This window comes from Streptomyces sp. Z423-1, assembly GCF_013009255.1.
In the GTDB taxonomy this organism is placed as follows: Bacteria; Actinomycetota; Actinomycetes; order Streptomycetales; family Streptomycetaceae; genus Streptomyces; species Streptomyces gossypiisoli.
In genome coordinates this window covers 3023529-3049693 of sequence record NZ_CP053109.1, presented here as the reverse complement: position 1 = coordinate 3049693, position 26165 = coordinate 3023529, and the positions used below count along the sequence as shown (strand labels likewise).

General features: G+C 72.0%; 17 protein-coding genes. 13 read left to right on the top strand and 4 right to left on the bottom strand.

Annotated elements, in window-relative coordinates:
• Nucleotides 1-316: 316 nt before the first annotated feature.
• From HJD23_RS13630 to moeZ, 7 genes are all read left to right on the top strand, one after another.
• Complete coding sequence (locus HJD23_RS13630) at nt 317-1636, top strand: DUF3152 domain-containing protein (protein WP_232108032.1); 1320 nt, start codon at nt 317-319, stop codon at nt 1634-1636.
• A 211-nt stretch (nt 1637-1847) separates the two neighbouring features.
• Nucleotides 1848-3611 (top strand): DUF3492 domain-containing protein, encoded by a 1764-nt coding sequence (locus HJD23_RS13625; protein WP_171115468.1) that lies wholly within the window; start codon nt 1848-1850, stop codon nt 3609-3611.
• Nucleotides 3608-4114 (top strand): hypothetical protein, encoded by a 507-nt coding sequence (locus tag HJD23_RS43760; RefSeq protein ID WP_240980706.1) that lies wholly within the window; start codon nt 3608-3610, stop codon nt 4112-4114. Before HJD23_RS13625 ends, HJD23_RS43760 begins: the two co-directional genes overlap by 4 nt.
• The gene (locus HJD23_RS13620; RefSeq protein WP_240980705.1) at nt 4021-4827 is read left to right on the top strand and encodes a hypothetical protein; all 807 of its coding nucleotides are present in this window, start codon (nt 4021-4023) and stop codon (nt 4825-4827) included. The genes HJD23_RS43760 and HJD23_RS13620 overlap by 94 nt, the downstream gene beginning before the upstream one ends.
• Nucleotides 4828-5122: 295 nt before the next feature.
• Nucleotides 5123-6238 (top strand): NAD-dependent epimerase/dehydratase family protein, encoded by a 1116-nt coding sequence (locus tag HJD23_RS13615; RefSeq protein WP_346770305.1) that lies wholly within the window; start codon nt 5123-5125, stop codon nt 6236-6238.
• Entirely contained in the window at nt 6201-6950 is a 750-nt protein-coding gene (locus HJD23_RS13610) for a spherulation-specific family 4 protein (RefSeq protein ID WP_171115474.1), read from the top strand. Before HJD23_RS13615 ends, HJD23_RS13610 begins: the two co-directional genes overlap by 38 nt.
• A gap of 63 nt (nt 6951-7013) precedes the next feature.
• Entirely contained in the window at nt 7014-8192 is a 1179-nt protein-coding gene (moeZ, locus tag HJD23_RS13605; protein ID WP_171115476.1) for an adenylyltransferase/sulfurtransferase MoeZ, read from the top strand.
• A gap of 65 nt (nt 8193-8257) precedes the next feature.
• Here the strand turns inward: moeZ and HJD23_RS13600 are convergent, their stop codons facing one another.
• The 3 genes from HJD23_RS13600 to HJD23_RS13590 form a co-directional block, all read right to left on the bottom strand.
• Nucleotides 8258-9808 carry an alpha/beta hydrolase gene (locus HJD23_RS13600; protein WP_171115478.1) on the bottom strand — a complete coding sequence of 517 codons (1551 nt, stop codon included), beginning with the start codon at nt 9806-9808 and terminating at the stop codon, nt 8258-8260.
• A gap of 139 nt (nt 9809-9947) precedes the next feature.
• Complete coding sequence (locus HJD23_RS13595) at nt 9948-11492, bottom strand: alpha/beta hydrolase (RefSeq protein ID WP_171115480.1); 1545 nt, start codon at nt 11490-11492, stop codon at nt 9948-9950.
• Between the two features lie 147 nt (nt 11493-11639).
• Complete coding sequence (locus tag HJD23_RS13590; RefSeq protein ID WP_171115482.1) at nt 11640-14510, bottom strand: lysylphosphatidylglycerol synthase transmembrane domain-containing protein; 2871 nt, start codon at nt 14508-14510, stop codon at nt 11640-11642.
• 186 nt (nt 14511-14696) lie between these two features.
• On the opposite strand from HJD23_RS13590, the gene HJD23_RS13585 reads away from it, so the two are divergent.
• The 6 genes from HJD23_RS13585 (at nt 14697) to HJD23_RS13560 (ending at nt 25799) form a co-directional block, all read left to right on the top strand.
• The gene (locus HJD23_RS13585) at nt 14697-15083 is read left to right on the top strand and encodes an MGMT family protein (protein ID WP_232108016.1); all 387 of its coding nucleotides are present in this window, start codon (nt 14697-14699) and stop codon (nt 15081-15083) included.
• A 257-nt stretch (nt 15084-15340) separates the two neighbouring features.
• Nucleotides 15341-18736: an ATP-dependent DNA helicase gene (locus HJD23_RS13580; RefSeq protein WP_171115486.1), complete on the top strand. Its 3396-nt coding sequence runs from the start codon at nt 15341-15343 to the stop codon at nt 18734-18736.
• Between the two features lie 91 nt (nt 18737-18827).
• Nucleotides 18828-22376, top strand: coding sequence for an ATP-dependent DNA helicase (locus HJD23_RS13575; protein WP_171115488.1), 3549 nt, complete (start codon nt 18828-18830; stop codon nt 22374-22376).
• 10 nt (nt 22377-22386) lie between these two features.
• The gene (locus HJD23_RS13570; RefSeq protein WP_171115490.1) at nt 22387-23790 is read left to right on the top strand and encodes a dipeptidase; all 1404 of its coding nucleotides are present in this window, start codon (nt 22387-22389) and stop codon (nt 23788-23790) included.
• A gap of 148 nt (nt 23791-23938) precedes the next feature.
• Nucleotides 23939-24883 carry an NAD(+) diphosphatase gene (gene nudC, locus HJD23_RS13565; protein WP_171115492.1) on the top strand — a complete coding sequence of 315 codons (945 nt, stop codon included), beginning with the start codon at nt 23939-23941 and terminating at the stop codon, nt 24881-24883.
• 79 nt (nt 24884-24962) lie between these two features.
• Nucleotides 24963-25799, top strand: coding sequence for a M55 family metallopeptidase (locus tag HJD23_RS13560; RefSeq protein WP_171115494.1), 837 nt, complete (start codon nt 24963-24965; stop codon nt 25797-25799).
• A 75-nt stretch (nt 25800-25874) separates the two neighbouring features.
• Here HJD23_RS13560 and HJD23_RS13555 read toward each other — a convergent pair whose 3' ends face one another.
• Entirely contained in the window at nt 25875-26132 is a 258-nt protein-coding gene (locus HJD23_RS13555; protein ID WP_141316067.1) for a mycoredoxin, read from the bottom strand.
• Nucleotides 26133-26165 lie beyond the last annotated feature (33 nt).

The following is a 26165-nucleotide window of genomic DNA, read 5'->3' as shown; positions in this document are numbered from 1 at the left end:
TCGCCGTGGTCCGGCACCCAAGGGTGAGGCCACGGACAAGGGGCCACGCCGCCGCGCGCCCGGGTCTTCGGGAGGTCAGCGGGGGTCGGGGATACAGGGGGTTGCGGAGGAGACGCCTGCGCGGGGGGTGCCGCGGTTGCCCGACGGCACTCCGGCGCACGGGGCGGCTGGGTTCGCGGACGGTACTCCGGTGCAGGGGGTGCCCCGTTTCGCGGACGGTACGCCGGCGCAGGGGGTGCCCCGTTTCGCGGACGGCACTCCGCGGCAGGGGGTTCCCCGTTTTACGGACGGTACTCCGGCGCATGGAGTCCCACGGCTGCCGGACGGTACTCCGGCGCACGGGGTCCCGTGGCCACCGGACGGCACTCCGGCGCACGGATTTCCCCATCTTGCGGACGGCACCCCGGCACACGGGGCGCCGCGCTTTCCCGACGGCACTCCCGCGCGCGGGATGCCGCGTCTGCCCGACGGTACGCCCGCGCATGGCTTCCCGCGTCTGCCGGACGGCACCGCTGCCCACGGTTTCCCTCAGGTCCGCGGCGGTCATCCCGAGCAGCGTGAAGATGGGGGCGGTTGGGGTGATTCGAGCGGGCGCACGGCTGCGGAAACCGGCGCTCCGGTGTTTCCCCGCCAGCGACAGGCGCCCCCCGGCCCACGCCAGGACTACCTCAACGCCTTCGACGAGCAGGACGACGTCTTCGTACGTCGCACTCCCGCCCCTGCCTCCACCGCACACCCCTCGGACCCGTACGCCTCCGTCACCGACTGGGACACGGAAGCCGACACGGACGACGAGGCACCCCCGACCGGCGAACCCGCGTCCCCCAAGGGCGGCAAGGGCCGCGCCTTCGCCGGTATAGCGGCCGCCGCCGTGACCACCGTGCTGGCCGTGATCGTCGCCGGGCAGGTCACTGGCCGGGGCGAGGACAGCGCCGCGGAATCCCAGTCCGCCACCGACCAGTCCAGGGACGTCCGCGACTCCGCGTCGCGGGGGGAGGGGCGGCCGACGCCGTCCGATACGCCGAGCCCGACTCCGCTGACGTACGAGCAGAAGATGGACCGTACGTATCCGCTGAGCGCGACGCTCGACGGCTCGGGGAAGTTCGATGCGATCCCCGGGATCGACAAGGCACCGGGGACGGGACAGAAGTACACCTACCGTGTGGACGTGGAGCAGGGGCTCGGCCTCGACGGTGAGCTCTTCGCGCAGGCCGTGCAGAAGACGCTGAACGACGACCGGAGTTGGGCGCACAACGGCGGCCGTACCTTCGAACGGATCCACTCCGGGAAACCCGACTTCGTGATCACGCTCGCCAGCCCCGGCACCACCGCCGAGTGGTGCGCCAAGTCGGGCCTGGACACGACCGTCGACAATGTGTCCTGTGACTCCGCCGCCACCGAACGCGTGATGATCAACGCCTATCGCTGGGCGCAGGGTTCGGAGACCTACGGCGACAAGATCCACGCCTACCGGCAGATGCTGATCAACCACGAGATCGGCCACCGCCTCGGCTACTCCCACGTCACCTGCGACAAGGCCGGCGAACTGGCGCCCGTCATGCAGCAGCAGACGAAGTTCCTGGAGCACGACGGCATCCGCTGCAAGGCCAACCCCTGGCCGTATCCGACGAGTTGATCCCGCTGTCTGCAGTATGACGATCCGTACGCGCGCGATCTCCTAGCGCGACGAAACGCGTCCCGCACGGGAAAGTTACGACCGTTCACCCCTTTTGGTGGCGCGACGGACAACCGTCCGTCGCGCCACCGGCTTGTCCGCATACGTTCTTTCCCGCTGCGAGCCGTCGGCCCAACGGCGGCTCCCCTTAGGGAAGATCGGGGGTGTATTCGTGCGCATAGGACTCCTCACGGAGGGTGGCTATCCGTACGTGAGCGGTGACGCCAGTCCCTGGTGCGACCGGCTCGTGCGCGGACTCGCGCAGCACGAGTTCGACATCTACGCGCTCAGCCGCAGCGAGTGCCAGGAGGACGAGGGCTGGCTCCCGCTGCCGTCCCAGGTCCGCCGGGTCCGTACGGCACCGCTGTGGGCGGCGGAGGACGACGGGGTCGCGTACGGCCGCCGCGCGCGCCGGCGGTTCGCCGAGTGCTATGGGGAGCTGGCGGCCGTACTGTGCGCCGGGGTGGCCGCTGAAGGGGACCGGGTCTCCGAGGGATCGGACGGGTCCTCCGCTCGGGAGGCCCGATCTTCGGTCACTGTGGCGGACGAATCTTCTGTCACCCTGGCGGACCGTTTCGCCAACGCCCTCTACGGACTTGCCGAACTCTCCCGCGAGGAGGGCGGACTGGTGGGCGCGCTGCGCTCCGAGACCGCCGTACGCGCCCTGGAGCGCGCCTGTCGTGCGCCGGGCGCCCTCCGTACGGCGCACGAGGCGCGCGTGCCCGATCTCCTCACTGTCGCCGCGCACCTGGAACACGCCCTGCGCCCCCTCTCGCTCGACTGGTACGAGGACGACGGGCTCGGCTCGGCCGACCTGTGCCACGCGGCGTCGGGCGGCGCGGCGGCCCTGCCCGGCCTGCTGGCCCGGCACTTCACCGGCGTACCCCTCCTGGTCACCGAGTACGGGGTGCGGCTGCGCACGCACTACCTCGCCGCCGGCGACTCCTCGCCCGCCGTACGGTCCCTGCTCGCCGCCTTCCACGGCAGGCTCGCCGCGGAGATCTACCGACAGGCCGCGTGCATCACGCCCGGCAACGCACACGCCCGCCGTTGGCAGGAGCGCTGCGGCGCCGACCGTACGAAGCTGCGGACGGTGTATCCCGGCATGGACGCGGGCCCGTTCGCCGAGGTGGGGGAGTCCCCGGAGCGTGCGGCCCCCGACACCCTGGTCTGGGTCGGCCGTGTCGAACCGGCCAAGGACCTGATCTCGCTCCTCCACGCCTTCGCGGAGATCCACAAGGAGGAACCGGGCACCCGCCTGCGCATCGTCGGCGCCCCCACCGGCCCCGAGGGCACCGCGTACCTCACCCACTGCCAGGCACTCGCCGCCCAGCTCTTCCCCGACGAGGCCGACGGCCCGCACGCGGTCGGCGACAACCCTGTCTCCTTCGAGGAGATCGGCGGCCCGGAGACCCCGACCCTCGCCGACGCCTATGCGTCCGGCGCCTTGATCGTCCTGTCCAGCGTCGTCGAGGGCTTCCCGATCAGCCTGGTCGAGGCCATGTTCTGCGGCCGGGCGACGGTTTCGACCGACGTCGGCGCGGTGGTGGAGGTCATCGGCGGTACGGGACTCGTGGTGCCCCCGCGCAATCCCCGGGCGCTCGCCGAGGCGTGCGTGGCGCTGCTGCGCGACCCCGAGCGCCGTGAGCGCCTGGGCGCCGCCGCGCGCGCCCGCGCCCTCGAACTGTTCACCGTCGAGCAGAACGTCGCGGCATTTCACGGCATTTACCTGGAGATCGTCTCGCACTGCCCCGCCCGCCGCGCCGCGCTCGACGACACCGGCGAACCCCTCCCCTTCGCCGTCCCCGCCGAGGCCCACGTCCCCGGCCGCTGGACCGCCGCCGCGAGCCGCATGGTGGCCCGCGGCGGCCCCGGCTGGGCGGCAGTCCCACCCGTACACGCCACGCGCGTCCCCGCGGCGGAGGCAGTCCGATGACCGACGTACACCAACGCGACCTCTCCGGCGCTCCGAGCAGCCTCGGCGCATGGGACGCCCGCTCGGAGCAGTGCCTCACGACGGAGCCACCGGCCGACCCCGCTCCCCAGCGCACCCAGCGTCGCGGACCCGCGGACCCGGTGAAAGCCCTGATGCACCGCCACCGCGACCTGTGCGAACGCGCGGTGGACCCCCTGGAGATCGCCGCAGGCCTGGAGGCCCACGGCATCACCGACCGCACCGCCGCCCGCTACCGCCACAAGGACGTCTTCTCCCTGGCGGAGGAGATGTTCGCCCGGATCCCCCACGACAACGACACCCCCACACCCCCACACCCCCCACCACCTCCCGCCCCCACACCACCTGGCTCCTCCGCACCCTCCTCCCCGGCACCACCTGTGCCGCAACCATGGCCGCCCTCCACCTCACCCACGGCCAGACCCGCCTCCTCGCAGCCACTGCAGGCACCCTGGCCGTCACCCTCTCCCTGCGCGCGGCCCTGATCCGGGGCCCGCTGAGCGCACAGCGTTCCGGCACCCCCGGCACCCTCATCTGGACCTGCTGGCTCCTCGCCTATGCCGCCCTGGGCGACGGCCTCCTCAAGGCAGCGGCGTCCGGAGGCCCCGAGGCCCTCCCGACCACAGCGCCGGACGCCCCCTGGCCCATCACCACGGCTCCCCTCCTCACCCTCACCATCTCCTGCGCCCCCGCGGCGTGGCTGGCGCACCACTTCGCCACAAGGGCCCGCCAGAAACTCGCGACAAGCCGAGCCCTGGAGGAATTCGCCGCATCAGTACGCCCCTTCCTACTGGGCACTGTTGGCCTGTTCCTGGCAGCCGTGGCAGCCGTGGCAGCCCTCCTGCCCCTCACCGCCGTCTTCTCTGTCGATGAACCCACCCCGTACGCCCAAACCCTCACGCTCGCGGCCCTCCTCTTCCTGGCCCGCCTCCTCGCCCTCCACGGCTTCACTCACGCCCCCGCCGTGATCCTCACGGCAACGGCCACGGCCCAGGCCACAGCCCTGGCCACCCTCTTCGCAGCCCGCCTCCCGCACTGCGCCTTCCTGGCCACCCCCGTCGAAACCCTGATCGACACCTGGGGCCCCGGCGCGATCCCCACCCTGACCTGCGGAACAGCGGCCCTCGCCCTCCTGATCCACGCCACCCGCAAACTTCCCCGCGCCTCGGCGCACGCCAGAACGGCAACGCGATGGTGAGCCGAGCCACCCCCGTACGGATGGCCGCGCACGCACGGAAGGGGCCGTGTCGGGGGGTGTCCGCCCGCAGCGGTTGGCGCCTCACGCCACGGGCACGAACCGACGAAACGCACTGGCACCACCGGCACCACTGGCACCACTGGGCCCGCAAGCCCCGCAAGCCCCGCAAGCCCCGCAAAACACGTGTCTGCGCCCGCGTCCCCCAAGGCGCCGCAGGCCACCGCACCACCCCTTCTGAAGGAGACCTCCACATGACAACCTCCCGACCCGCCAGCCCGGCCCCGGGAGCCGCCCGATGAGAGTCCTACTGATCGGAGCCAACGGCTACTTGGGCCGCTTCGTCGCCGACCGCCTCCTTGCCGACCCCGCGGTCCAACTCACCGCCCTCGGCCGCGGCGACGACGCCGACGTCCGCTTCGACCTCGCCTCCGGCAGCCCCGGCGCCCTCACCCGCTTCCTCGATGCCGTCCACCCCGGCGTCGTCATCAACTGCGCCGGCACCACCCGAGGCGGCGCCCGCGAACTCACCCGCCACAACACGGTCGCCGTGGCCACCGTCTGCGAGGCCCTCCGCCGCAGCGGCTGCGGCGCCCGCCTCGTCCAGATCGGCTGCGCCGCCGAGTACGGCCCCAGCCAGCCCGGCTCCTCCACGGCCGAGGACGCCGTCCCCCGCCCCGGCGGCCCGTACGGCGTCAGCAAACTCGCCGCCACCGAACTCGTCCTCGGCTCCGGCCTGGACGCGGTCGTCCTCCGCGTCTTCTCCCCGGCCGGCCCGGGCACCCCCGCCGGCTCCCCCCTCGGCCGCCTCGCCGAGGCCATGCGCCGCGCCATGCAGACCGGCGACGGCGAACTCAAACTCGGCGGCCTCGGCGCCCAACGCGACTTCGTCGACGTACGCGACGTGGCCCGCGCCGTGCACGCCGCCTCGCTCTCCGCCGCCCAGGGCGTCATCAACATCGGCTCCGGCCGCGCCGTCCGCCTCCGCGACGCCGCAGCGATCCTCGCCCGCGTGGCGGGCTACGGCGGCGCCCTCCACGAACTCGACGGCCCCCCGGGCGCCCTACGCCCGCCCTCGGCCACCCCCGCCCCGAACCCCTGGCCCACCCCCGCACAACCGACCCCCTGGGCCACCGCACCGACCCGGACCACGCACCTCACGGAGCCCACAGCGCCACCCACGGATCCCAGGGCGGGCATCCCCCGCACCTACCGCAAGCCGCACACTCCATGCACACCAGTACCGCCGGCTACCCCTATCCGGACGGCTGCGGCAGCTGGCAGCAGGCCGACGTCCGCACCGCCCGCGACCGCCTCGGCTGGCGTCCCCGCATCAACCTCGAGGAGTCCCTCGCCGACATCTGGATGGAGGCGGCATGCCGTATCTGATCAGGACGAAGACGAGAACCGCTGACACCGACGTCCGCACCGGCTTAGGTGTCCCCGGCCATGCCCACCCCCTCCTCGCCCCCACCGAGTGGGCCGAACTCACCCGCCGCGGCGCCGCCCTGCACTGGGTCGTCCTGAACATCGCCGACGGCCCCGGCGTCCTGCCCGATCCGCACTGCCTTGAGGCGGCCGGCCGACTCCGCAACGCCGGCGTCCGCGTCCTCGGCCACCTCGACATCCGGTACGGAGCCCGCGGCTTCGGTGAGACGATCGTGGACGCCCGCCGGTATCTCGACTGGTACCAGGTCGACGGCTTCCTCCTGGACCGCTGCCCGGCCGACCGCGCCACGCTCCCCGAGATCCACCGCACCGCGACCACCCTGCGTGCCCTGTGTGACGATGCCCACATCGTCCTCGGCCACGGCACCCACCCGTATCCCGGCTATGCCGAGTGCGCCGACCAGTTGGTCACCTTCCGCGGCCCCTGGAGCGACTACCGCTGGTCGCAGGCGGCCGAGTGGACCGCCGACCACGGGCCCGAGCGTTTCTGTCACTTCGTGCACGGAGTGCCCCGCGGCCATCTGGACGAGGCGCTGCGCATCGCCCGCTGGCAAGGCGCCGCGACCATCTACTTCACCGACCGCACGGACCGCTGCGGCCGCACGGACCCGTGGGAGACCATGCCCGGCTACTGGGACGAAATCGTCTCGCGTGTCGGGACAGGTGTCTCGGAATGAAAAAGGCCGTGGCAGTGTTACGGGGAGAACAACTGTAGTGATTGACCGACCAACGGAGTCCCCGTGTCGCTGCCACCCCTGGTCGAGCCGGCCCCCGAGCTCACCGTAGACGAGGTCCGCAGGTACTCCCGCCACCTGATCATCCCCGACGTAGGGATGGACGGGCAGAAGCGGCTGAAGAACGCCAAGGTGCTCTGTGTCGGCGCCGGTGGCCTGGGCTCGCCGGCCCTGATGTACCTGGCCGCGGCGGGCGTCGGCACGCTCGGCATCGTGGAGTTCGACGAGGTCGACGAGTCCAACCTGCAGCGCCAGATCATTCACAGCCAGGCGGACATCGGCCGCTCCAAGGCCGAGTCGGCCCGCGACAGCGTGCTCGGCATCAACCCGTACGTGAACGTGGTCCTGCACGAAGAGCGGCTCGAGGCCGACAACGTGATGGACATCTTCAGCCAGTACGACCTGATCGTCGACGGCACGGACAACTTCGCGACCCGCTACCTGGTCAACGACGCCTGCGTGCTGCTGAACAAGCCGTACGTCTGGGGCTCGATCTACCGCTTCGACGGCCAGGCTTCCGTGTTCTGGTCCGAGCACGGCCCCTGCTACCGCTGCCTGTACCCGGAGCCCCCGCCCCCCGGCATGGTCCCCTCCTGCGCCGAGGGCGGCGTGCTCGGCGTGCTGTGCGCGTCCATTGGCTCCATCCAGGTCACCGAGGCCATCAAGGTCCTCACCGGCACGGGCGAGCCGCTGGTCGGCCGCCTGATGATCTACGACGCCCTGGAGATGCAGTACCGCCAAGTCAAGGTCCGTAAGGACCCCAACTGCGCGGTCTGCGGCGAGAACCCCACCGTCACCGAACTCATCGACTACGAGGCCTTCTGCGGCGTCGTCTCCGAGGAGGCCCAGGCGGCGGCCGCCGACTCGACGATCACTCCCAAGCAGCTCAAGGAGTGGATCGACGACGGCGAGAACATCGACATCATCGACGTCCGCGAGATCAACGAGTACGAGATCGTCTCGATCCCGGGCGCCAGGCTGATCCCGAAGAACGAGTTCCTCATGGGCACCGCCCTGGAGAGCCTCCCGCAGGACAAGAAGATCGTCTTGCATTGCAAGACGGGTGTCCGCAGTGCGGAAGTCCTGGCGGTCCTGAAGTCCGCGGGCTTCTCCGACGCCGTCCACGTCGGCGGTGGCGTCATCGGCTGGGTCAACCAGATCGAGCCGCACAAGCCGGTCTACTGATCCGGCCCGGCTTCCCGTCCGGCGGGGGCTCCGCGTGCCACGGGTGCGCGGAGCCCCCGCCGGCGTCATGAACAGACCTTGCCGTCCTTCGGCACCGTGCCGTTCAGCACATAGGCGTTGATCGTGGAGTCGACGCAGTCGCTCCCGCTCCCATAGGCACCGTGCCCGTCGCCCTTCCAGGTGAGCATCACGCCGACGCCCCTGCCCAGCTCGTCCGCCATCCTGCGGGCGCCCTCGTACGGTGTCGCCGGGTCGCCCGTGTTGCCCACCACGAGGATCGGCGCCGCGCCCGGGGCGCTCACCTCCGGGGTGTCGAACTGCCCGGCCACCGGCCACTCGTGGCACCAGCCCGCCGTGTCCCAGCCGAGGAAGGGCCCGAACACCGGCGAGATCTCCTCGAACTCCGGCAGCAGCTTCTTCGCCTCCTCGGGCGTGGGCCGCTGCTTGTCGTCCAAGCACGATATGACCCGTTGCGAGTGGGTCGTCGTGGTGTAGCGGCCCGAGGCGTCGCGCTCGTTGTAGCGGTCGGCGAGTGCCAGCAGCGCGGAGCCGTCGCCCTGTTCGGCGGCTTCCAGGGCGCTGGTGAGAGTGGGCCAGCTCGACTTGCTGTACAGCGGCAGGATGATGCCGGTGAAGGCGAGGGTCTGCGTCAGCTTCCGCTCGGTCGAGGTCGGCAGTGGCTCCGCGTCGATCCGCTGCAGCAGGTCTGCGATCTTCCGGGAGCCCTGCTCCGGGTTCTGGCCGGTGGACTTCAGGTAGTCGTTGAGCGCGCGCTGGAAGCCCAGCGTCTGGTTCTTGGCGTGGCCCACCGCGTCGGCGCTCGGGTCGACGACCGCGTCCAGGACCAGCCGCCCCACGTTCTTCGGGAACAGATGGGCGTAGACGCCGCCGAGTTCGGTGCCGTAGGAGATGCCGAAGTAGTGCATCTTCGAGTCGCCGAGGACGTGCCGCATCAGGTCCATGTCGCGGGCGGTGTCGGTGGTCGACACATGCGCCAGCAGCTTCCCGGCGGACTCCTCGCAGCCCTTGCCGAAGGCGGCGGAGTCCCGGAAGTACGCCATCTCCTCGGCCGATGTGTCCGGGCTGATGTCCACCGCCTCGGCCGCCTGGATCTCCTTGTCACTGCGGCAGCGGATGCCCTCGCTGGCGCCCACCCCGCGCGGATCCCAGCTCACGAGGTCGTACCGCTCATGGAGCACCGAGACGGTGGAGGCGTACGCCGGCATTGTCGACACACCGGAGCCGCCGGGTCCGCCGAAGTTGAACAGCAGTGAGCCGATGCGGTCGTCGCCGTCGGCCTCGGAGCGAATCAGGGCCAGGTCGATCGTCCTGCCCTCCGGCTTCGCCCAGTCCAGCGGCACCTTCAGCGTCGCGCACTGCCACTCGTCACCCGGCGGCGCAGGGGCGTCGTCGGTGGCCTTGCATGCGCCCCAGTCGAGTTTCTGGCCGGTGAGAGAGGCGGGCAGACCCGACGCTGCCCCGCCGGAGGATTCGGCCGCGGGCGGGGCGGACGTCCCCTTGCCGTTGTCGGACGAGTCGTCGGACGAGCCGCCGCAACCCGCCGCCAGTAGTCCGGCGGCGACGGTCAGCGCCGTCCACCGTACGAAGCGTGCCATGGCCACGATCCCCCCTGTCAGGTCGTCCGCGCTCGATCGCGAACTGCTGTCCCGCCATGGTAGGCCGATCAAGCCGAACCCGTCGGAGCCTGTGGATAACCTTCTGACCTGCACGTTTGCTGCGGGGTCGGGCTGCACGTCAGGAGCAGACCGTCCCGGCCGCCGGGATCCGCCCGTCCAGCAGATAGCCGTTCACCGCTGACTGCACGCACTTGTTCTTGCTGTCGTACGCGCCATGCCCCTGCCCCTTGTACGTCAGCTCCACGCCGACCCCCTTGCCCAGCGCCTGGACCATCCTGCGCGCACCCACGTACGGCGTGGCCGGGTCGCCGGTGTTGCCCACCACGAGGATCGGCGCCGAACCGGGCGCGCTCACATCCGGATGGACGGCGGCACCGGGCACCGCCCAGTCGGTACAGCTGATCAGGCTCCAGGCCAGGAACTCGCCGAACAGCGGCGAGGCGGCCCGGAACTCTGGCAGCTTCTGTTGCACGTACTCGGTGGTGTACCGCGGCTTGTCGTCGGCGCAGTTGATGGAGACGTTGGCCGCGGTGAGGTTGCTGTACTCGCCGTTCTGGCTGCGGCCGTTCAACGAATCGGACAGCAGCATCAGGATCTGGCCGTCGCCGTCGTACGCCTGTTCAAGGCCCTCGGTGAGGTACTCCCAGAAATCCTGCGAGTACAGCGCCTGGGCGATGCCGGTGGTGGCGGCGGTCTGGGTCAGCTCGCGGGGGAAGATGCCGGGGATCGGCTTGCGGTCCAGGTCCCTGAGCAGCTTGGCGATGCGGTTCTTGACGTCCTGCGCGCTGTCCCCGACGGGGCAGTCCTCCACCTGCGACACACAGTGCTGCGCGTAGTTGTCGAGCGCGAGCTGGAAGCCCTTGGCCTGCCCGAGCGAGCCCTGTTCGGGGCTCTGTGTGGGGTCGACGACGGCGTCGAAGACCGCCCGGCCCACGTTCTTCGGGAACAGGTGCGCGTAGACGCCGCCCAGTTCGGTGCCGTAGGAGATGCCGAAGTAGTACAGCTTGTCGTCGCCGAGCACCTGGCGCATAAGGTCCATGTCACGGGCCGCGTCGGTGGTGCGCACATGCGGCAGCATCCTCGCGGAGTTCTCCTCGCAGGCGGCGTTGAAGTCCTCGACGTTGTCGACGTACTCGGTGCGCTCGCGGGCGTCGTCGGGTGTGGCGTCCTGCTGGAAGAACGCGTCGAGTTGTTGGTCGTTCTCGCACCACACCGGGGCGCTGCGGCCGACGCCGCGCGGGTCGAAGCTCACCAGGTCGTAGCGGGTGCGCAGGGTGTCGTAATCCGCGCCGAACGCGGGCAGTGTGGTGACGCCCGAGCCGCCGGGCCCGCCGAAGTTGAAGATCAGCGAGCCGATGCGCCTGCTCGCCTCGCCGCTCGCCTTCGCCCGGATCAGCGCGATGTCGATGGTGTCGCCCTTGGGGTCGTCCCAGTCGAGGGGCGCTTTCATGCTCGCGCACTGCCACTCGGTGCCGCCCGGCAGGGGCGACGGCGCGCTACCACCGCCCTGCGCCTGGGACGGCGCCGGGCAGTCCTTCCAGCTCAGCTTCTGGGCCGTCAGGTCCTCGTCCTTGGCGTCCTCCCCGCACCCCGCCAGCACAGCGGACAGCAGCACGGCGGTGACAGTCAGGGCGGCGGCGCGCAGACGGGAAGGATTCGCCATGCATCCATCCTGCGCCCGCAGCCGCCGGGGCGCTCGGGGCGCGGGCCGTACGAGGTACGCGCGCGTGGTGTGGCTTGGGGGAGAAGGGGTACGCGCGCGTGCGGCTCACCCGTCGCCCGCCCCGGTCCCCTACAGCGCACCCTTCCGCTACAGCGCACCCTTCCGCGTCAGATGGTTGAACGCCAGCCAGCCCGGCAGCACCGGCAGCCACAGTGTCAGCAGCCGGTACAGCAGTACGGCCGGGGCGGCGACCTCGCTGGGCAGGCCGACGGCGATCAGACCGACGGTCAGGGTCGCCTCGACGGCGCCCACACCGCCCGGCGTCGGGGCGGCCGAGCCGAGCGCGTTGCCGGCGAGGAAGACCACGGCCACGCTGGCGAGGCTGATCGAGGTCGTCTCGTTGCCGAAGGCGCGGATCGAGGCGTCCAGGCACATCACGAAGCAGGCGGTGAGCAGCAGCATCCCGCCGATGCCGGTGATCAGCTTCTGCGGCCGCTGGAGCACGTCGAGCATGCGCGGCACGACACCCGCGAACAGCGACCGCACGCGCGTGGAGACGAATTTCCGCAGGAACGGCACCGAGGTCACCACGAGTACCAGTACCGCCACCGTCAGCAGACCCGCGATGACCGTCCGGGACGGCGACAGGGACGGGGTCTTCTCGATACCGGTCAGGTAGCCGAACGCCAGCAGCATCAGGATGTGGGCGCCGAGCCCGAACAGCTGCGACGCGCCGACGCTGGCCACCGCGAGCCCGGGCCGCACGCCCGAGCGCTGCAGGAAGCGGGTGTTGAGCGCGACACCGCCCACCGCGGCCGGCGCCACGATCTTCACGAACGACCCGGCGACCTGCGCCGCCACGGTCCGCGGGAACGGCACCCGCTCGGGCACAAAGCCCAGCAGCGCCATCGCGGCGGCCACATAGCTCAGCGCCGAGAACAGCACGGCGGCGATGACCCAGCCCCACTCGGCGTTGGCCACCAGCGGCCCGAACTCGATGTGCGTGAGCTGGGTGAGCAGGAAGTACGCGCCGATCGCGCCGGCGATGAGACTGATCAACGTGCGCGGCCGCACCCGCTCCAGACGGGCCGGCTCGACCGGCGCCTGTGGCCGGATCCGCAGCACCTCGTGCCGGATCTGCGTGAGCAGATCTTCCTCGCGTGCCTCCTCCAGAGCCTCGTCGATGGCCCGTTTCTCGGCCCTGTTCTGCGCGCGTACGGCCTTTTTGTCGGGCTTTTCGAGGACGACCGCGGCGTCGCCCCCGGCCGCCTCCGGACGGGCGTGCCTGGCCTGCCGGGAGGCCTCCAGCACCGCCTCGCGCTCGCGCTCCGCCCGCTCCCTCGCCAGCCGCCGCAGCGTCGCGCGCGTGGAGCGCGTCAGCGCGATGGGCTGGAGCATCGGCAGACAGTCGGCCACCGCGTCGGGGCCGAGCACCTCGACGGCGGAGGCCACCGCGCGCTCGGCGCCGACCCGCAGGGCCAGCGTCGTCATCAGTTGCGCGACGTCCATGCGCAGCAGCAGTTCACCGGCCGCGATCTCGCCGCCGCGCAGGTCGGTGAGGACCACCGTGCCGGAACGATCCACCAGGATCGCGTCCCCCGCGAGCCTGCGGTGCGCGATGCGCCGCGACTGAAGCGCCCGCACCTGGTACCAGGTGTTGCGCAACAGCTCGTCGGTGATCTCCTCGTCGGGCAGCGAGTCGAGGGTATGGCCGCCGGAGTGCTCGTAGACGAGCATCACGGCGTCGGGGCCGAGTTCGGAGGTGGCGATCAGCTTGGGCGCGTTCGCGCCCGCCGCGATCGCCGCGTACGCCAGCAGCGCCTCCTGTTCGAGGGCCTGCCGCAGCGACTGGAGGCTGCGCCGGGTGGCGAAGCCGCGCAGGGTCAGGTTGCGCCACACCCGGTAGAAGAAGCCCTGCGCCTGCTGCTCACGGTCGACGACCGTGACGTCCAGCGGGGGGCCGTCCTCCAGGGTGACGAAGTAGCGTCGGCCGCGGTCGCCGACGTCCGCGGCGTCCAGGGTGTCCTGGCGGGCCGCGCTCACCGGGTGGAAACCGACCGTCCGCAGGCCCGCCATGAGTGTCCGGCCCGTCGGGCGGACGTTGGGCGAGCCGACCGCGTACAGCGTGCCGTAGGCCACGGTCCAGCCGATCAGCACCGTCAGGATGATCGAGAACGGGGTCGTGTAGCCGGTGACGAGCATCGAGAAGGCGTCGAGAAGCACCACGATCCACAGCACCGTGCGCCAGCGGGGTCTGCGGGACATGCCGACGGCCGTCATGTACGCGATGACCGGGGCCAGGTAGCCGTGCACCGGGTCGGTCAGGGCGTTGATGTCGCCGGGGGAGGGCTGGGTGAGCGCCCCCTGGATCGAGTCGGGGGCGGCCTGGGCGACCCACAGGTCGGTGGCGAGCGTCAGCCCGTGGGCGAGGACGGCGGCGAGCACGCCGTCGGCGATGCGCAGCCCGTCCCGCTTGATCAGCCGCTCGATCGCGAACGCGACCGGCACCAGCAGGATCGCGATGCTGGACGCCAGCCCCGCGATCTTGATGAGCAGGTCGGGCGCCTGTCCGGTGCCCTTGTTGATGTCCTGTTCGAGCCCCGAGGTGGTGCCGTGCGCGAACGCGGCGATGGCGAGCAGTACGGCGATGGCGAGCACGCCCACCAGGAGCCGCATCAGGTCGGAAGGGCGGTGCACGCGCGCGGGGAGGAGCGGCTCGTCGCCCGCGACCTCGTCGATGTGGGACTCGACCTCGTCGATGTGGGACTCGCCGGAGTCACTGCCGGTGTCGCGTCCGGTCGTGCTGCCGGAGTCGTCGCCCGTGCCGCGTCCGGTCGTGCCACCGGAGTCATTGCCGGTGCCCCGGTCGGCCGCGCGGTCGGTGTCCTCGGCAGCGCCCCGCCCGGCCGGCTCCTCGGCCCCCTTCACCCGTGCCCCGCCCGCGTCGGCGGTGTGCGGGCGCGACGAGGCATCAGGGGTGCTCTCCGCGTCATCGGGGTGCACACCCTGCTGCTTCATCGTCTCTTCTTGGTCTCGTATCACCAGTCACCGCCCGCACGATGGTGGCATGCTCCACCGACACACGGGGGCATGAGGGTGCAAATGCGGGGGCGCACAGTCTGCCCGAACCGCCGGCCCGGGGCGAGGGTTACGCACGGTGGCGAGCGCGTCGCATTGTCGGAGGCGTGCGGCAGGATGGGGCGAATGAGTGAGGACAGCCTTCCTGGAGACGCCCGTCCGGAGTACACGCAGGACCTGCCGGAGTACGCCGAGCGGGTCCTGGAGGTCGCCGAACTGATCCCGGCCGGGCGGGTCATGACGTACGGCGACGTCGCCGAGTGGCTGGCGGAGGGCGGCCCTCGCCAGGTCGGCCGCGTGATGGCCCTCTACGGAGGTGCCGTTGCCTGGTGGCGCGTCGTACGCGCGGACGGTGTCCTGCTCCCGGGGCACGAGCTGGAGGCGCTCGGCCACTACCGCGCGGAGGGCACGCCCCTGAAGGAGGCGGCTCGGACGGCCGAGGGCCACCTGCCGCGCGTCGACATCAGACGCGCGCGGTGGGACGGCGGCGAACACCCGGAGGCTCACACCTGACAGCTTCCGCCATGAGACGCGTCCGCGGGTGACGCTTGATCCGTACGGGGGAAACAGGGCACATCCGTGGCATGACGTACTTTCGTGGTGCGAGGGACATGCGGGTCCTGTGCGCCCGATGGGAAGAAGCGGAAGCCCTGCTTCCGTCCAGCCCGTCGGCGTAGCGTCGGCTGCACGTGTCCCCCTCACCCCGCGACCACCGCCTTCCACGCAGGGCGGTCGCCCCACCAGCACACCCTCCAGGACCGGCGAACCACGTGAGCTCCTCTTCCTCCACCAGGCGCCTGTCGCACCACCCGGTGCGACAGGGGAACCGTGGCGCTTACCGACTGGTGCGTACCCCACCGGCCCGTTCGGATCCCCCTCGTCTGGACGCGGCACAGCGCGCGGTGGTTGACCACGAGGCCGGTCCGCTGCTCGTTCTCGCCGGCCCGGGGACCGGCAAGACCACCACTCTGGTGGAGTCCGTCGCGGCCCGCATCGCGCGCGGAGGGGATCCCGAGCGGATCCTGGTGCTGACGTTCAGCCGCAAGGCGGCCGTCGAACTGCGCGACCGTATGGCGCTGCGCATGGGGGCGGCGCGCGCGCCCCAGGCGACCACCTTCCACTCGTACTGCTACGCCCTGGTCCGCGCCCACCAGGACAGTGACCTGTTCGCCGAACCGCTGCGGCTGCTGTCCGGCCCCGAGCAGGACGTCGCCGTCCGCGAGCTGCTCGCGGGCCAGCCCGACCTGGAGCGGCTCGGTCTCGCGCACGTGCGCTGGCCGGACGAGCTGCGCGCCTGCCTGACCACCCGCGGCTTCGCCGACGAGGTCCGCGCGGTGCTCGCCCGCAGCCGTGAGCTGGGCCTCGGCCCCGATGCCCTGGACGCCTTCGCCCGCCGTATCGGCCGCCCCGACTGGCGGGCCGCTGCCGCGTTCCTCGCCGAGTACCTCGACGTCCTCGACCTGCAGGGCGTGCTCGACTACGCCGAACTGGTCCACCGCGCGGTGCTCCTCGCCCGCCGCCCCGAGGTCGCGGCGCAGCTCGCCGCGCGGTACGACGCCGTGTTCGTGGACGAGTACCAGGACACCGACCCCGCCCAGGTACGGCTGCTGCACGCCCTGGCCGGCGACGGCCGCACCCTCGTCGCCTTCGGCGACCCCGACCAGTCGATCTACGCCTTCCGCGGCGCGGACGTGAACGGCATCCTCGACTTCCCACGCGCCTTCCCGCGCGCGGACGGCCGCCCGGCCCCCGTCGAGGTCCTGCGGACCTCCCGCCGCTCCGCCGCCGCCCTGCTGACCGCGACCCGGTTGCTGACCCAGCGCATGCCGCTCACCCGGCTCCCGGCCGACAAGGTCCGCGCCCATCGCGAGCTGGCCCCCATAAGGGACGGTGGCCGCGTCGAGGTCTACACGTACCCGACGCCCGGCACCGAGCTGGACAACATCGCCGACATCCTGCGCCGGGCCCATCTGGAGGACGGTGTCCCGTGGGGTGAGATGGCGGTCCTGGTACGCGCCGGATCCCGCACCATCCCCACCGTCCGCCGCGCCCTCACGGCCGCCGGCGTACCCCTCGACATAGACGGCGACGATGTGCCGCTGCGCCACGAGGCGGCGGTGGCACCGCTGCTCACGGCCCTGCGGGCGGTGGCCGAGGCGGAGGCGGAGGGACGCACCCAGGCCGATGGGGGATCGACCGGGGACGAGTCCGCAGTCGTACCGGCTGAAGCCTCCGATACGGGCGTACCGGCCGAAAAGGGAAACGCTTCCGTGGGGTCCGAGCAGGGCCCGTGCTGGCTCGACACCGAGACCGCCCTCACCCTCCTCGCCTCACCCCTCGCCGGCATGGACGCCGCCGACCTGCGCCGGCTCGGGCGGGCCCTGCGGGAGGAGGAGCGGGCGGGCGGCAACGCCGTGCCGCCGCCGTCGGACGAGCTGCTCGCCCGGGCGCTCGCCGAACCCGAGCGTCTGGTGGCCCACGACCCGGCCTACGCGCGCGGTGCCCAGCGCCTCGGCGCGTTGTTGCAGAAGGCGCGTGAGCGGCTCGCGGGCGGTGGTACGGCCGAGGAGGCGCTGTGGGACCTGTGGGAGGGCACGCCGTGGCCCGCGCGTCTGGAGCGGGCCGCCCGCCGAGGCGGCGCCGCCGGACGCAACGCGGACCGCGACCTGGACGCCGTCTGCGCGCTGTTCGCGACCGCGGCCCGCGCGGAGGAGCGCACCGGCGGGCGCGGCGCGCTCAATTTCCTTGAGGAGTTGCAGGCCGAGGACATCGCCGCCGACACCCTCGCGGGTCGTGCCGTACGCCCCGACGCCGTACGCCTGATGACCGCGCACCGCTCCAAGGGGCTCCAGTGGCGCCTGGTCGTCGTCGCGGGCGTCCAGGAGGGCCTCTGGCCGGACCTGCGCCGCCGCGGCTCCCTCCTGGAGGCCGACCGCATCGGCCGCGACGGGCTCGCCGAACCGCTCACCCCGGGCGCACTCCTCGCCGAGGAACGCCGCCTGTTCTACGTCGCCACCACCCGCGCGCGTGAACGCCTCGTCGTCACCGCGGTGAAGGCCCCCGCCGACGACGGCGACCAGCCCTCCCGCTTCCTGACCGAACTCGGCGTCGAACCCAGGGACGTCACCGGCCGGCCGCGCCGCCCGCTGTCCGTCGCCGCGCTCGTCGCCGAACTGCGCGCCACGACCGTCGACCCGCGCGCGTCGGACGCACTCAGGCAGGCCGCCGCCCGCCGGCTGGCCCGGCTCGCCGCGCTCGCCGACGCGGACGGCCGCCCGCTGGCCCCGTCCGCGCATCCGTACCGCTGGTGGGGCATGTTCGAGCCGACCGAGTCCAAGGTGCCGCTGCGCAACCGCGATCAGCCCGTCGTGCTCTCGGGCAGTGCCCTGGACCAGCTCGCCAACACCTGCGCCCTGCAGTGGTTCCTCGGCCGTGAGGTGAAGGCCGACGCGCCCGCCACCGCCGCCCAGGGCTTCGGCAACGTGGTGCACGTCCTCGCCGACGAGGTCGCCTCCGGCCGCAGCCCCGCCGACCTCGACGTCCTCATGGAGCGCCTCGACTCGGTGTGGGACGCGCTCGCCTTCGACGCCCCGTGGAAGTCGGCGCAGGAGAAGGAGCACGCGCGCGTGGCGCTCGAACGCTTCCTCAAGTGGCATGTCATGGACCGCACGGGGCGTACGCCGGTGGCGAGCGAGCACGATTTCGACATCACCCTCGAAGCGGGCGACTACGAGGTGCGCATCCGCGGCTCCATGGACCGCGTCGAGGCCGACGGCGAAGGACGCGCGTACGTCGTCGACTTCAAGACCGGCAAGCAGGCTCCTACCTCCAAGGAGGTGGCCCGCCATCCCCAGCTGGCCGTCTATCAGCTGGCCGTGCGCGAGGGCGCGGTGGACGAGGCGTTCGACGGCGTGCGTCCCGAGCCGGGCGGCGCCGAACTGGTGCAGCTCCGCCAGGGCGCCGCCCAACGGGACGGCGGCGAGACCCTGCCCAAGGTGCAGGCCCAGGAACCCCTGGAGGGGGAGTGGGCCGGCGAGCTGCTGGCCACGGCGGCGGGCAAGGTGCTCGACGAACGCTTCACGCCGACGACCGGCCAGCACTGCACACACTGCGCATTCCGGGCGTCGTGCAGCGCACGCCCCGAGGGTCGCCATGTGATCGAGTGACGTACGGCACCACACGGGCTGACCTGTGCTTCTCTTGCCCCGGCGGCCGATCGGGCATCCGTTGTCAGTGCCCGCCGCTAGCCTCTGAAAGGTGTCCGCACGTATCACCGATCCCGAGCAGCTCAAGGAGCTCCTCGGGATTCCGTTCACCCCGGAGCAGACGGCCTGCATCACCGCGCCGCCCGCCCCGCAGGTGATCGTGGCCGGAGCCGGGTCCGGCAAGACGACGGTGATGGCGGCACGCGTGGTGTGGCTGGTCGGCACCGGTCAGGTCGCACCCGAACAGGTACTCGGCCTCACCTTCACCAACAAGGCCGCCGGTGAACTCGCCGAACGGGTTCGCAAGGCGCTCGTCAAGGCGGGCGTCACCGACCCGGACGTCATCGACCCGGACAATCCGCCCGGCGAGCCGGTGATCTCCACGTACCACGCCTTCGCGGGCCGCCTGCTGACCGACCACGGCCTGCGCATCGGCCTCGAACCGACCTCCCGCCTGCTCGCCGACGCCACCCGCTACCAGCTCGCCGCGCGCGTCCTGCGCGAAGCCCCGGGCCCCTACCCCGCGTTGACCCGCTCCTTCCCGGACCTGGTCAGCGACCTCCTCGCCCTCGACGCCGAGCTCGCCGAACACCTCGTACGGCCCGAAAGCCTGCGCGTGTGGGACGCCGAGCTGCTGCGCACGCTGGAGGGCGCCAAACTCACCAACGCCGACCTGCGCAAGGTCCCCGACACCGCCGCCGCCCGCCGGGAACTCGCCGAACTGGTCCTGCGTTACCGGGCCGCCAAGCGCGAGCGTGACCTGCTCGACTTCGGCGACCAGATCGCCCTCGCCGCACAGCTCGCAGGGCTCCCCGACGTGGGCCGCATCCTGCGCGACGAGTTCCGGGTGGTCCTCCTCGACGAATACCAGGACACGTCCGTCGCCCAACGCGTCCTCCTGGCAGGCCTGTTCGGCGGCGGCACCGGCCACCCGGTGACCGCCGTCGGCGACCCCTGCCAGGCCATCTACGGCTGGCGCGGCGCCTCCGTCGCCAACCTCGACGACTTCCCCGAGCACTTCGCCCATCCCGACGGCACCAAGGCCGAGCGTCAGGCCCTGAGCCAGAACCGCCGCAGCGGCGGCCGCCTCCTCGACCTCGCCAACGGCCTCGCCGAGCCGCTGCGCGCCCTGCACGCGGGCGTGGAGGCCCTCCGCCCGGCCCCCGGCGCCGAACGTGACGGCATGGTCCGCTGCGCCCTGCTGCGCACCCACGCCGAGGAGATCGACTGGATCGCCGACTCCCTCGCCCATCTTGTCCGCACCGGCAAGGAGCCCGGCGAGATCGCCGTCCTGTGCCGTACGGCGACCGACTTCGCCGAAATCCAGGGCGCCCTCGTCGCCCGCGACATCCCCGTCGAGGTCGTCGGCCTCTCCGGGCTGCTGCACCTGCCCGAGGTGGCCGACCTGGTCGCCGTCTGCGAAGTGCTTCAGGACCCGGGCGCCAACGCCTCCCTGGTCCGCCTGCTGACCGGCCCGCGCTGGCGCATCGGCCCACGTGACCTCGCCCTGCTCGGCCGACGCGCCCGGCTGCTCGTGTCCCACGCGCGCGCGGAGGGGGACGACGACCCCGACCGCAGGCTCGCCGAGGCGGTCGAGGGGGTCGACCCGGCCGAGGTGATCTCGCTCGCCGACGCCCTGGACACGTTCCTGGAGACCCCGCTGGAGGGCGGCGGGGACGACGACGGGCTGCCGTTCTCGCCGGACGCGCGCGTGCGGTTCGCTCGCCTCGCCGCAGAACTCCGCGACCTGCGCCGCTCCCTGTCCGACCCGCTCATGGACGTCCTGCACCGCGTCCTCGCCGTCACCGGCCTGGAGGTCGAACTGTCGGCGTCCCCGCACGCCCTGGCCGCCCGCCGCCGTGAAACCCTGTCCAACTTCCTGGACATCGCCGCCTCCTTCGCCGCCAATGAGAGCGAGGCCGGGCTGCTCGCCTTCCTGGGCTTCCTGCGCACCGCCGCCCAGTACGAGAAGGGCCTCGACAACGCGCTGCCGGGCGGCGAGAACACCGTCAAGGTGCTCACCGCGCACAAGTCCAAGGGCCTGGAATGGGACGTCGTCGCCGTCCCCGGGCTCGTCACCGGGACGTTCCCCAGCAGCCAGGGCCGCGAGAAGTGGACCGCCCAGGCCAAGGTCCTCCCGCACGAGCTGCGCGGCGACGCCGACACACTGCCCGACATCCAGACGTGGGACGCGCGCGGCATGAAGGCCTTCCACGAGGCCATGAAGGACCACCAGCACACCGAGGAACTCCGCCTCGGCTACGTCACCTTCACCCGCCCCCGCTCCCTCCTCCTCGGCTCCGGCCACTGGTGGGGCCCCACCCAGAAGAAGCCCCGCGGCCCCTCCGACTTCCTCCTGGCCCTCTACGAACACTGCGCCGCCGGCCACGGCGAGATCGAGGCGTGGGCGGAGGAACCCACCGAGGACGAGGAGAACCCGGCCCTCCACCAGGCGACCGCCGACCAGCTGTGGCCGCTGCCCCTGGACACCGACGCCCTGGCCCGGCGCCGGGCGGCGGCCGAGACGGTCCTGGCCCACCTCGACGCCCTCGCCACCCACGACACCGGCCACCCTGGCGCCGTACACGACCCCGACACGTACGACGACCCGGACTGGCCCGCACCCCCGGACGACGAGATCCCCTACGAGGAGGACGCGCACGAGGAGGACGCATACAAGGAAGAGGACCCGGCCGACTGGGACTCCTGGGACACACACCGGCCGGCGGACACAGACCCCCACGGGACCGCGGACACGCCCCACTCCCCGCGGGGTGCCCGCCCAACCGTCCCGCACCAAGCGACGCCCCGGGACCTCGACGCAACGCAGGGCACCCGCCCGCACTCCCCGCTGCCCGAGCCGGGCCCCCTCACCCCCGAGGAGGCGCGCACCATCGCCTCCTGGGACCGCGACCTCGACGCGCTGACCGGCGAGCTGCTCCGCGCGCGGGAGTCCGTCACGGAGGTCGTGCTGCCGACGTCGCTGACCGCGTCCCAGCTGCTGCGCCTGGCCGCCGACCCGGACGGCTTCGCCCAGGAGCTGGCCCGCCCCATGCCGCGCCCGCCGCAGCCCGCGGCCCGTCGGGGCACGCGCTTCCACGCCTGGGTGGAGGCCCGTTTCGAGGAGCTGACGCTGCCCATGCTGGAGCCGGAGGAGCTGCCGGGCACCGAGGCCGAGATCGCCGACGAACGTGACCTTCAGGCCCTTAAAGAGGCGTTCGAACGAACCGAGTACGCCCACCGCACGCCCTACCGCGTGGAGGCGCCCTTCCAGCTGGCCATCGCGGGCCGCGTGGTAAGGGGCCGTATCGACGCCGTCTACCGCGACGGGGACGGCGACGGGACGACGTACGAGATCGTCGACTGGAAGACCGGCCGGAGCCACACCGCCGACGCCCTCCAGCTCGCCGTGTACCGGCTCGCCTGGGCCGAGCAGCAGGGCGTGCCCCTGGAGTCGGTCACGGCCGCGTTCGTATACGTGCGGACCGGGGAGGTCGTACGGCCGGACGACCTCCCCGACCGGGCCGCGCTGGAGCGGCTGCTGCTGGACGAGCCGTACGGTGACGAACCGCACGAACAGGGTGTCAGTGCGGGCCGATAGGCTCGTGAGCATGAGCCCGACCCCGGACAGCGCCGTCCGCACGTACATCGACCAGTACCGCGCCGCCTTCCTCGACGACCTCGCCGAGTGGCTGCGCATCCCGTCGGTGTCCGCGCAGCCCCAGCATGCCCCCGACGTGCGGCGCAGCGCCGACTGGCTCGCGAGCAGGCTCAAGGAGACGGGTTTCCCGACCGCCGAGGTCTGGCAGACACCGGGCGCCCCCGCGGTCTACGCCGAGTGGCCCTCGGACGACCCGCAGGCACCCACGGTCCTGGTCTACGGCCACCACGACGTGCAGCCCGCCGCACGCGAGGACGGCTGGGACAGCGACCCCTTCGACCCCGTCATCCGGGGAAACCGCCTCTACGCGCGCGGGGCGGCCGACGACAAGGGCCAGGTGTTCTTCCACACCCTCGGCGTCCGCGCCCACCTCGCGGCGACCGGCCGCACCGCCCCTGCCGTCACCCTGAAGCTGCTGATCGAGGGCGAGGAGGAGTCCGGCTCGCCGCACTTCCGTGCCCTCGTAGAGGAGCAGGCACGCAGGCTCGCCACCGACGCCGTGATCGTCTCCGACACCAGCATGTGGGACGAGGACACCCCCACCGTGTGCACCGGCATGCGCGGCCTCGCCGAGTGCGAGATCCGGCTGTACGGCCCCGACCAGGACATTCACTCCGGTGCCTTCGGCGGCGCTGTTCCCAACCCGGCCACGGCCGCCGCCCGCCTGGTGGCCGCCCTGCACGACGAGCACGCGCGCGTGGCCATTCCCGGCTTCTACGACGGCATCGTCGAACTCACCGACCGCGAGCGCGAGCTCTTCGCGGAGCTGCCCTTCGACGAGCGGCAGTGGCTGCGCACGGCGAAGTCGTACGCCACTCACGGCGAGGCCGGGCGCACCACCCTGGAGCGCATCTGGGCCCGCCCGACCGCCGAGGTCAACGGCATCGGCGGCGGCTACCAGGGCCCCGGCAGCAAGACGATCATCCCGTCCTCGGCGATGGTCAAACTCTCCTTCCGGCTGGTTGCCGGCCAGGACCCGGACCACATCGAGAAGGCCGTCAGCGCCTGGGCTGCCGAGCAGGTGCCCGCCGGGATCCGCCAGGAGATCACCTTCGCCGCCGCCACGCGCCCGTGCCTGACCCCGCTGGACCACCCCGCCCTCCAGTCCGTCGTACGGGCCATGGGCCGCGCCTTCGAGAAACCCGTCCGCTTCACGCGCGTGGGTGGCTCGGGACCGGCCGCCGACCTCCAAGAAGTCCTCGGCGCACCCGTCCTCTTCCTGGGCATCTCCGTCCCCTCCGACGGCTGGCACGCCCCGAACGAGAAGGTCGAGCTCGATCTGCTCCTCAAGGGCGCCGAGACCACCGCGTACCTCTGGGGCGACCTCGCCGAGCACTGGCGCCATGCACCCTGACCGTCCCGGCCGAGGGTGTGCCCCGCGCCGGGCACACTGGAAGGGCCGCCCGCACCACGGAGCCCCGCCGGACCCGGTCGCCGCCTGCCGTACGTCCCGCTGAACCGCCGCCGAATCAACCGTTCCACCGGGGGAGTTGGAAGCACCCGTGACCACCTGGACCGACCACACCGCCGACCGACCCATCTCGCTCACCGCCCCCAGCGGCATCGACCGTGCCGCACACCACCGGCTCGACGAGGCCTGGCTCGCGGCGGCATGGAGCCACCCCACGACCCGCTGCTTCGTGGTCTCCGGCGGCCAGGTCCTCATCGACGAGACGCCCGACGGACGTACCGAACTCGTCATGAGCCCGTCCTTCGAAGCCCCGCTCACCGAGGCGCACCGCTACTTCCTCGGCATCGACGACGCCGGCGTCAGCTACTTCGCACTGCAGAAGGACGCGCTGCCCGGCCGCATGGACCAGTCCGCGCGCCCGGCGGGCCTGCGCGAGGCGGGCCTGCTGCTGTCGCCGCGCGACGCGGGCCTGATGGTGCACGCGGTCGGCCTGGAGAACTGGCAGCGCACCCACCGCTTCTGCTCCCGCTGCGGCGAACGCACGGTCATCGCGGCCGCCGGGCACATCCGCCGCTGCCCCGCCTGCGGCGCCGAGCACTACCCGCGCACCGACCCCGCCGTGATCATGGCCGTCACCGACGAGGACGACCGCATCCTGCTCGGCCGCCAGGTCCACTGGCCCGAGGGACGCTTCTCCACGCTGGCCGGCTTCGTCGAGCCCGGCGAGTCCATCGAGCAGTCGGTACGCCGCGAGGTCCGCGAGGAGGCCGGCATCACCGTCGGCCAGGTCGAGTACATCGCCAGCCAGCCCTGGCCGTTCCCCTCCAGCCTCATGCTCGGCTTCATGGCCCGCGCCACCTCCACCGAGATCGACGTCGACGGCGACGAGATCCACGAGGCCCGCTGGTTCTCCCGTGATGAACTGCGCGCCGCCTTCGATTCCGGCGAGGTGATGCCGCCGTACGGCATCTCCATCGCCGCACGGCTGATCGAGATGTGGTACGGCAAGCCGTTGCCGACGCGCAGCGCGATCTGACTGCGTACAGGAGCGGCCTGCCCTGGGGCGTGGTGATCATCGGGCTCTCGGTCGCGAGGGCCGGAAGGGGGACGCGGGCGTGCAGGTGTACATCAGTGCTGACATGGAGGGCGTCACCGGACTGGTCGCCGCCCAGGACGTGCAGGCCGGCGGCCAGGACTACCAGCACGGCCGGGCCATGATGACCGAGGACGTGAACTCGGCCGTCCGCGGGGCGCTCGCGGTGGGCGCCACCAGGGTTCTGGTCAACGACGCGCACAGCACCATGCGCAACATGCTCGTGGACCAGTTGCACCCCGAGGCGGAACTGGTCAGGGGCAAGCCCAAGCGGATGGGCATGCTCGAAGACCTGGACCCGGAGTTCGACGCGGTGCTGTGCGTCGGCTACCACGCGCGCGCGGGCGCCCTCGGCGTGCTCAGCCACAGCTACATGGGCCACGAGATCGAGGACATGTGGCTGGACGACCGGCCCATGGGCGAGATCGGGTTCGCGCATGCCACCGCCACCGCGCTGGGCGTTCCGGTGGTGATGCTGTCCGGCGACGATGTGGCCTGCGCGGAGATGATGGCCTGGGACGCCGACGTCGTGACGGTGCCCGTGAAGTACGCCCGAGACCGCTTCAGCGCCCGGCTGCGGCCCGCGACCGAGGCACGCACGGCGATCGAGGAGGCGGCCGCCGAGGGCGTGCGCCGTGCTGCCTTCCAGCCCCGGCCGTCCCCCGACGAGTCCCCGGCGACACTGGCGGTGCGCTGGCAGTCGGCCACGGTCGCCGCCCAGCTGGAAGCGATCCCGGGAGTCACGCTGCGGGACTCGCGCACGGTCCAGGTGACCGGGCCCGTTCCTCAGCTCTTCCGGCTCTTCGGGATCTTCATGCGGGTGGCGTCCTCGGTGACCGATCAGCAGCCGTACTGCTGAGGGGCATGACGCAAGAAACATGACGCAAAAAAAGAGGCCCTCGCCGGAGACTGTCCAGCGAGGGCCGTCGGCACGTCAGACGCTGAGCGCCTGCTTCACCTGGGCCAGGCTGGGGTTGGTCATGACGACCTCCTCGCCACCCGCGACGGGCACGATCCGCACGGTCGGCACCGTCTGATTCCCGCCGTTCGCCTTCTCCACGAACGCGGCGGACTCCGGGTCCTGCTCGATGTTGATCTCGTTGTACGCGATGCCCTCGCGGTCGAGCTGGCTCTTCAGCCGACGGCAGTAGCCGCACCACGTGGTGCTGTACATCGTCACAGTGCCCGGCATGTCTCTCGCGCTCCTTCGGCGGGTCGGGGAAGT

What these genes read in the sequence shown, in the direction of transcription:
- HJD23_RS43760 (WP_240980706.1), top strand. Translation starts at nt 3,608, where the DNA reads ATGACCGACGTACACCAACGCGACCTCTCCGGCGCTCCGAGCAGCCTC.
- HJD23_RS13620 (WP_240980705.1), top strand. Translation starts at nt 4,021, where the DNA reads ATGGCCGCCCTCCACCTCACCCACGGCCAGACCCGCCTCCTCGCAGCC.
- HJD23_RS13615 (WP_346770305.1), top strand. Translation starts at nt 5,123, where the DNA reads ATGAGAGTCCTACTGATCGGAGCCAACGGCTACTTGGGCCGCTTCGTC.
- HJD23_RS13610 (WP_171115474.1), top strand. Translation starts at nt 6,201, where the DNA reads ATGCCGTATCTGATCAGGACGAAGACGAGAACCGCTGACACCGACGTC.
- HJD23_RS13600 (WP_171115478.1), bottom strand. Translation starts at nt 9,808, where the DNA reads ATGGCACGCTTCGTACGGTGGACGGCGCTGACCGTCGCCGCCGGACTA.
- HJD23_RS13595 (WP_171115480.1), bottom strand. Translation starts at nt 11,492, where the DNA reads ATGGCGAATCCTTCCCGTCTGCGCGCCGCCGCCCTGACTGTCACCGCC.
- HJD23_RS13590 (WP_171115482.1), bottom strand. Translation starts at nt 14,510, where the DNA reads ATGAAGCAGCAGGGTGTGCACCCCGATGACGCGGAGAGCACCCCTGAT.
- HJD23_RS13585 (WP_232108016.1), top strand. Translation starts at nt 14,697, where the DNA reads ATGAGTGAGGACAGCCTTCCTGGAGACGCCCGTCCGGAGTACACGCAG.
- HJD23_RS13570 (WP_171115490.1), top strand. Translation starts at nt 22,387, where the DNA reads ATGAGCCCGACCCCGGACAGCGCCGTCCGCACGTACATCGACCAGTAC.
- HJD23_RS13555 (WP_141316067.1), bottom strand. Translation starts at nt 26,132, where the DNA reads ATGCCGGGCACTGTGACGATGTACAGCACCACGTGGTGCGGCTACTGC.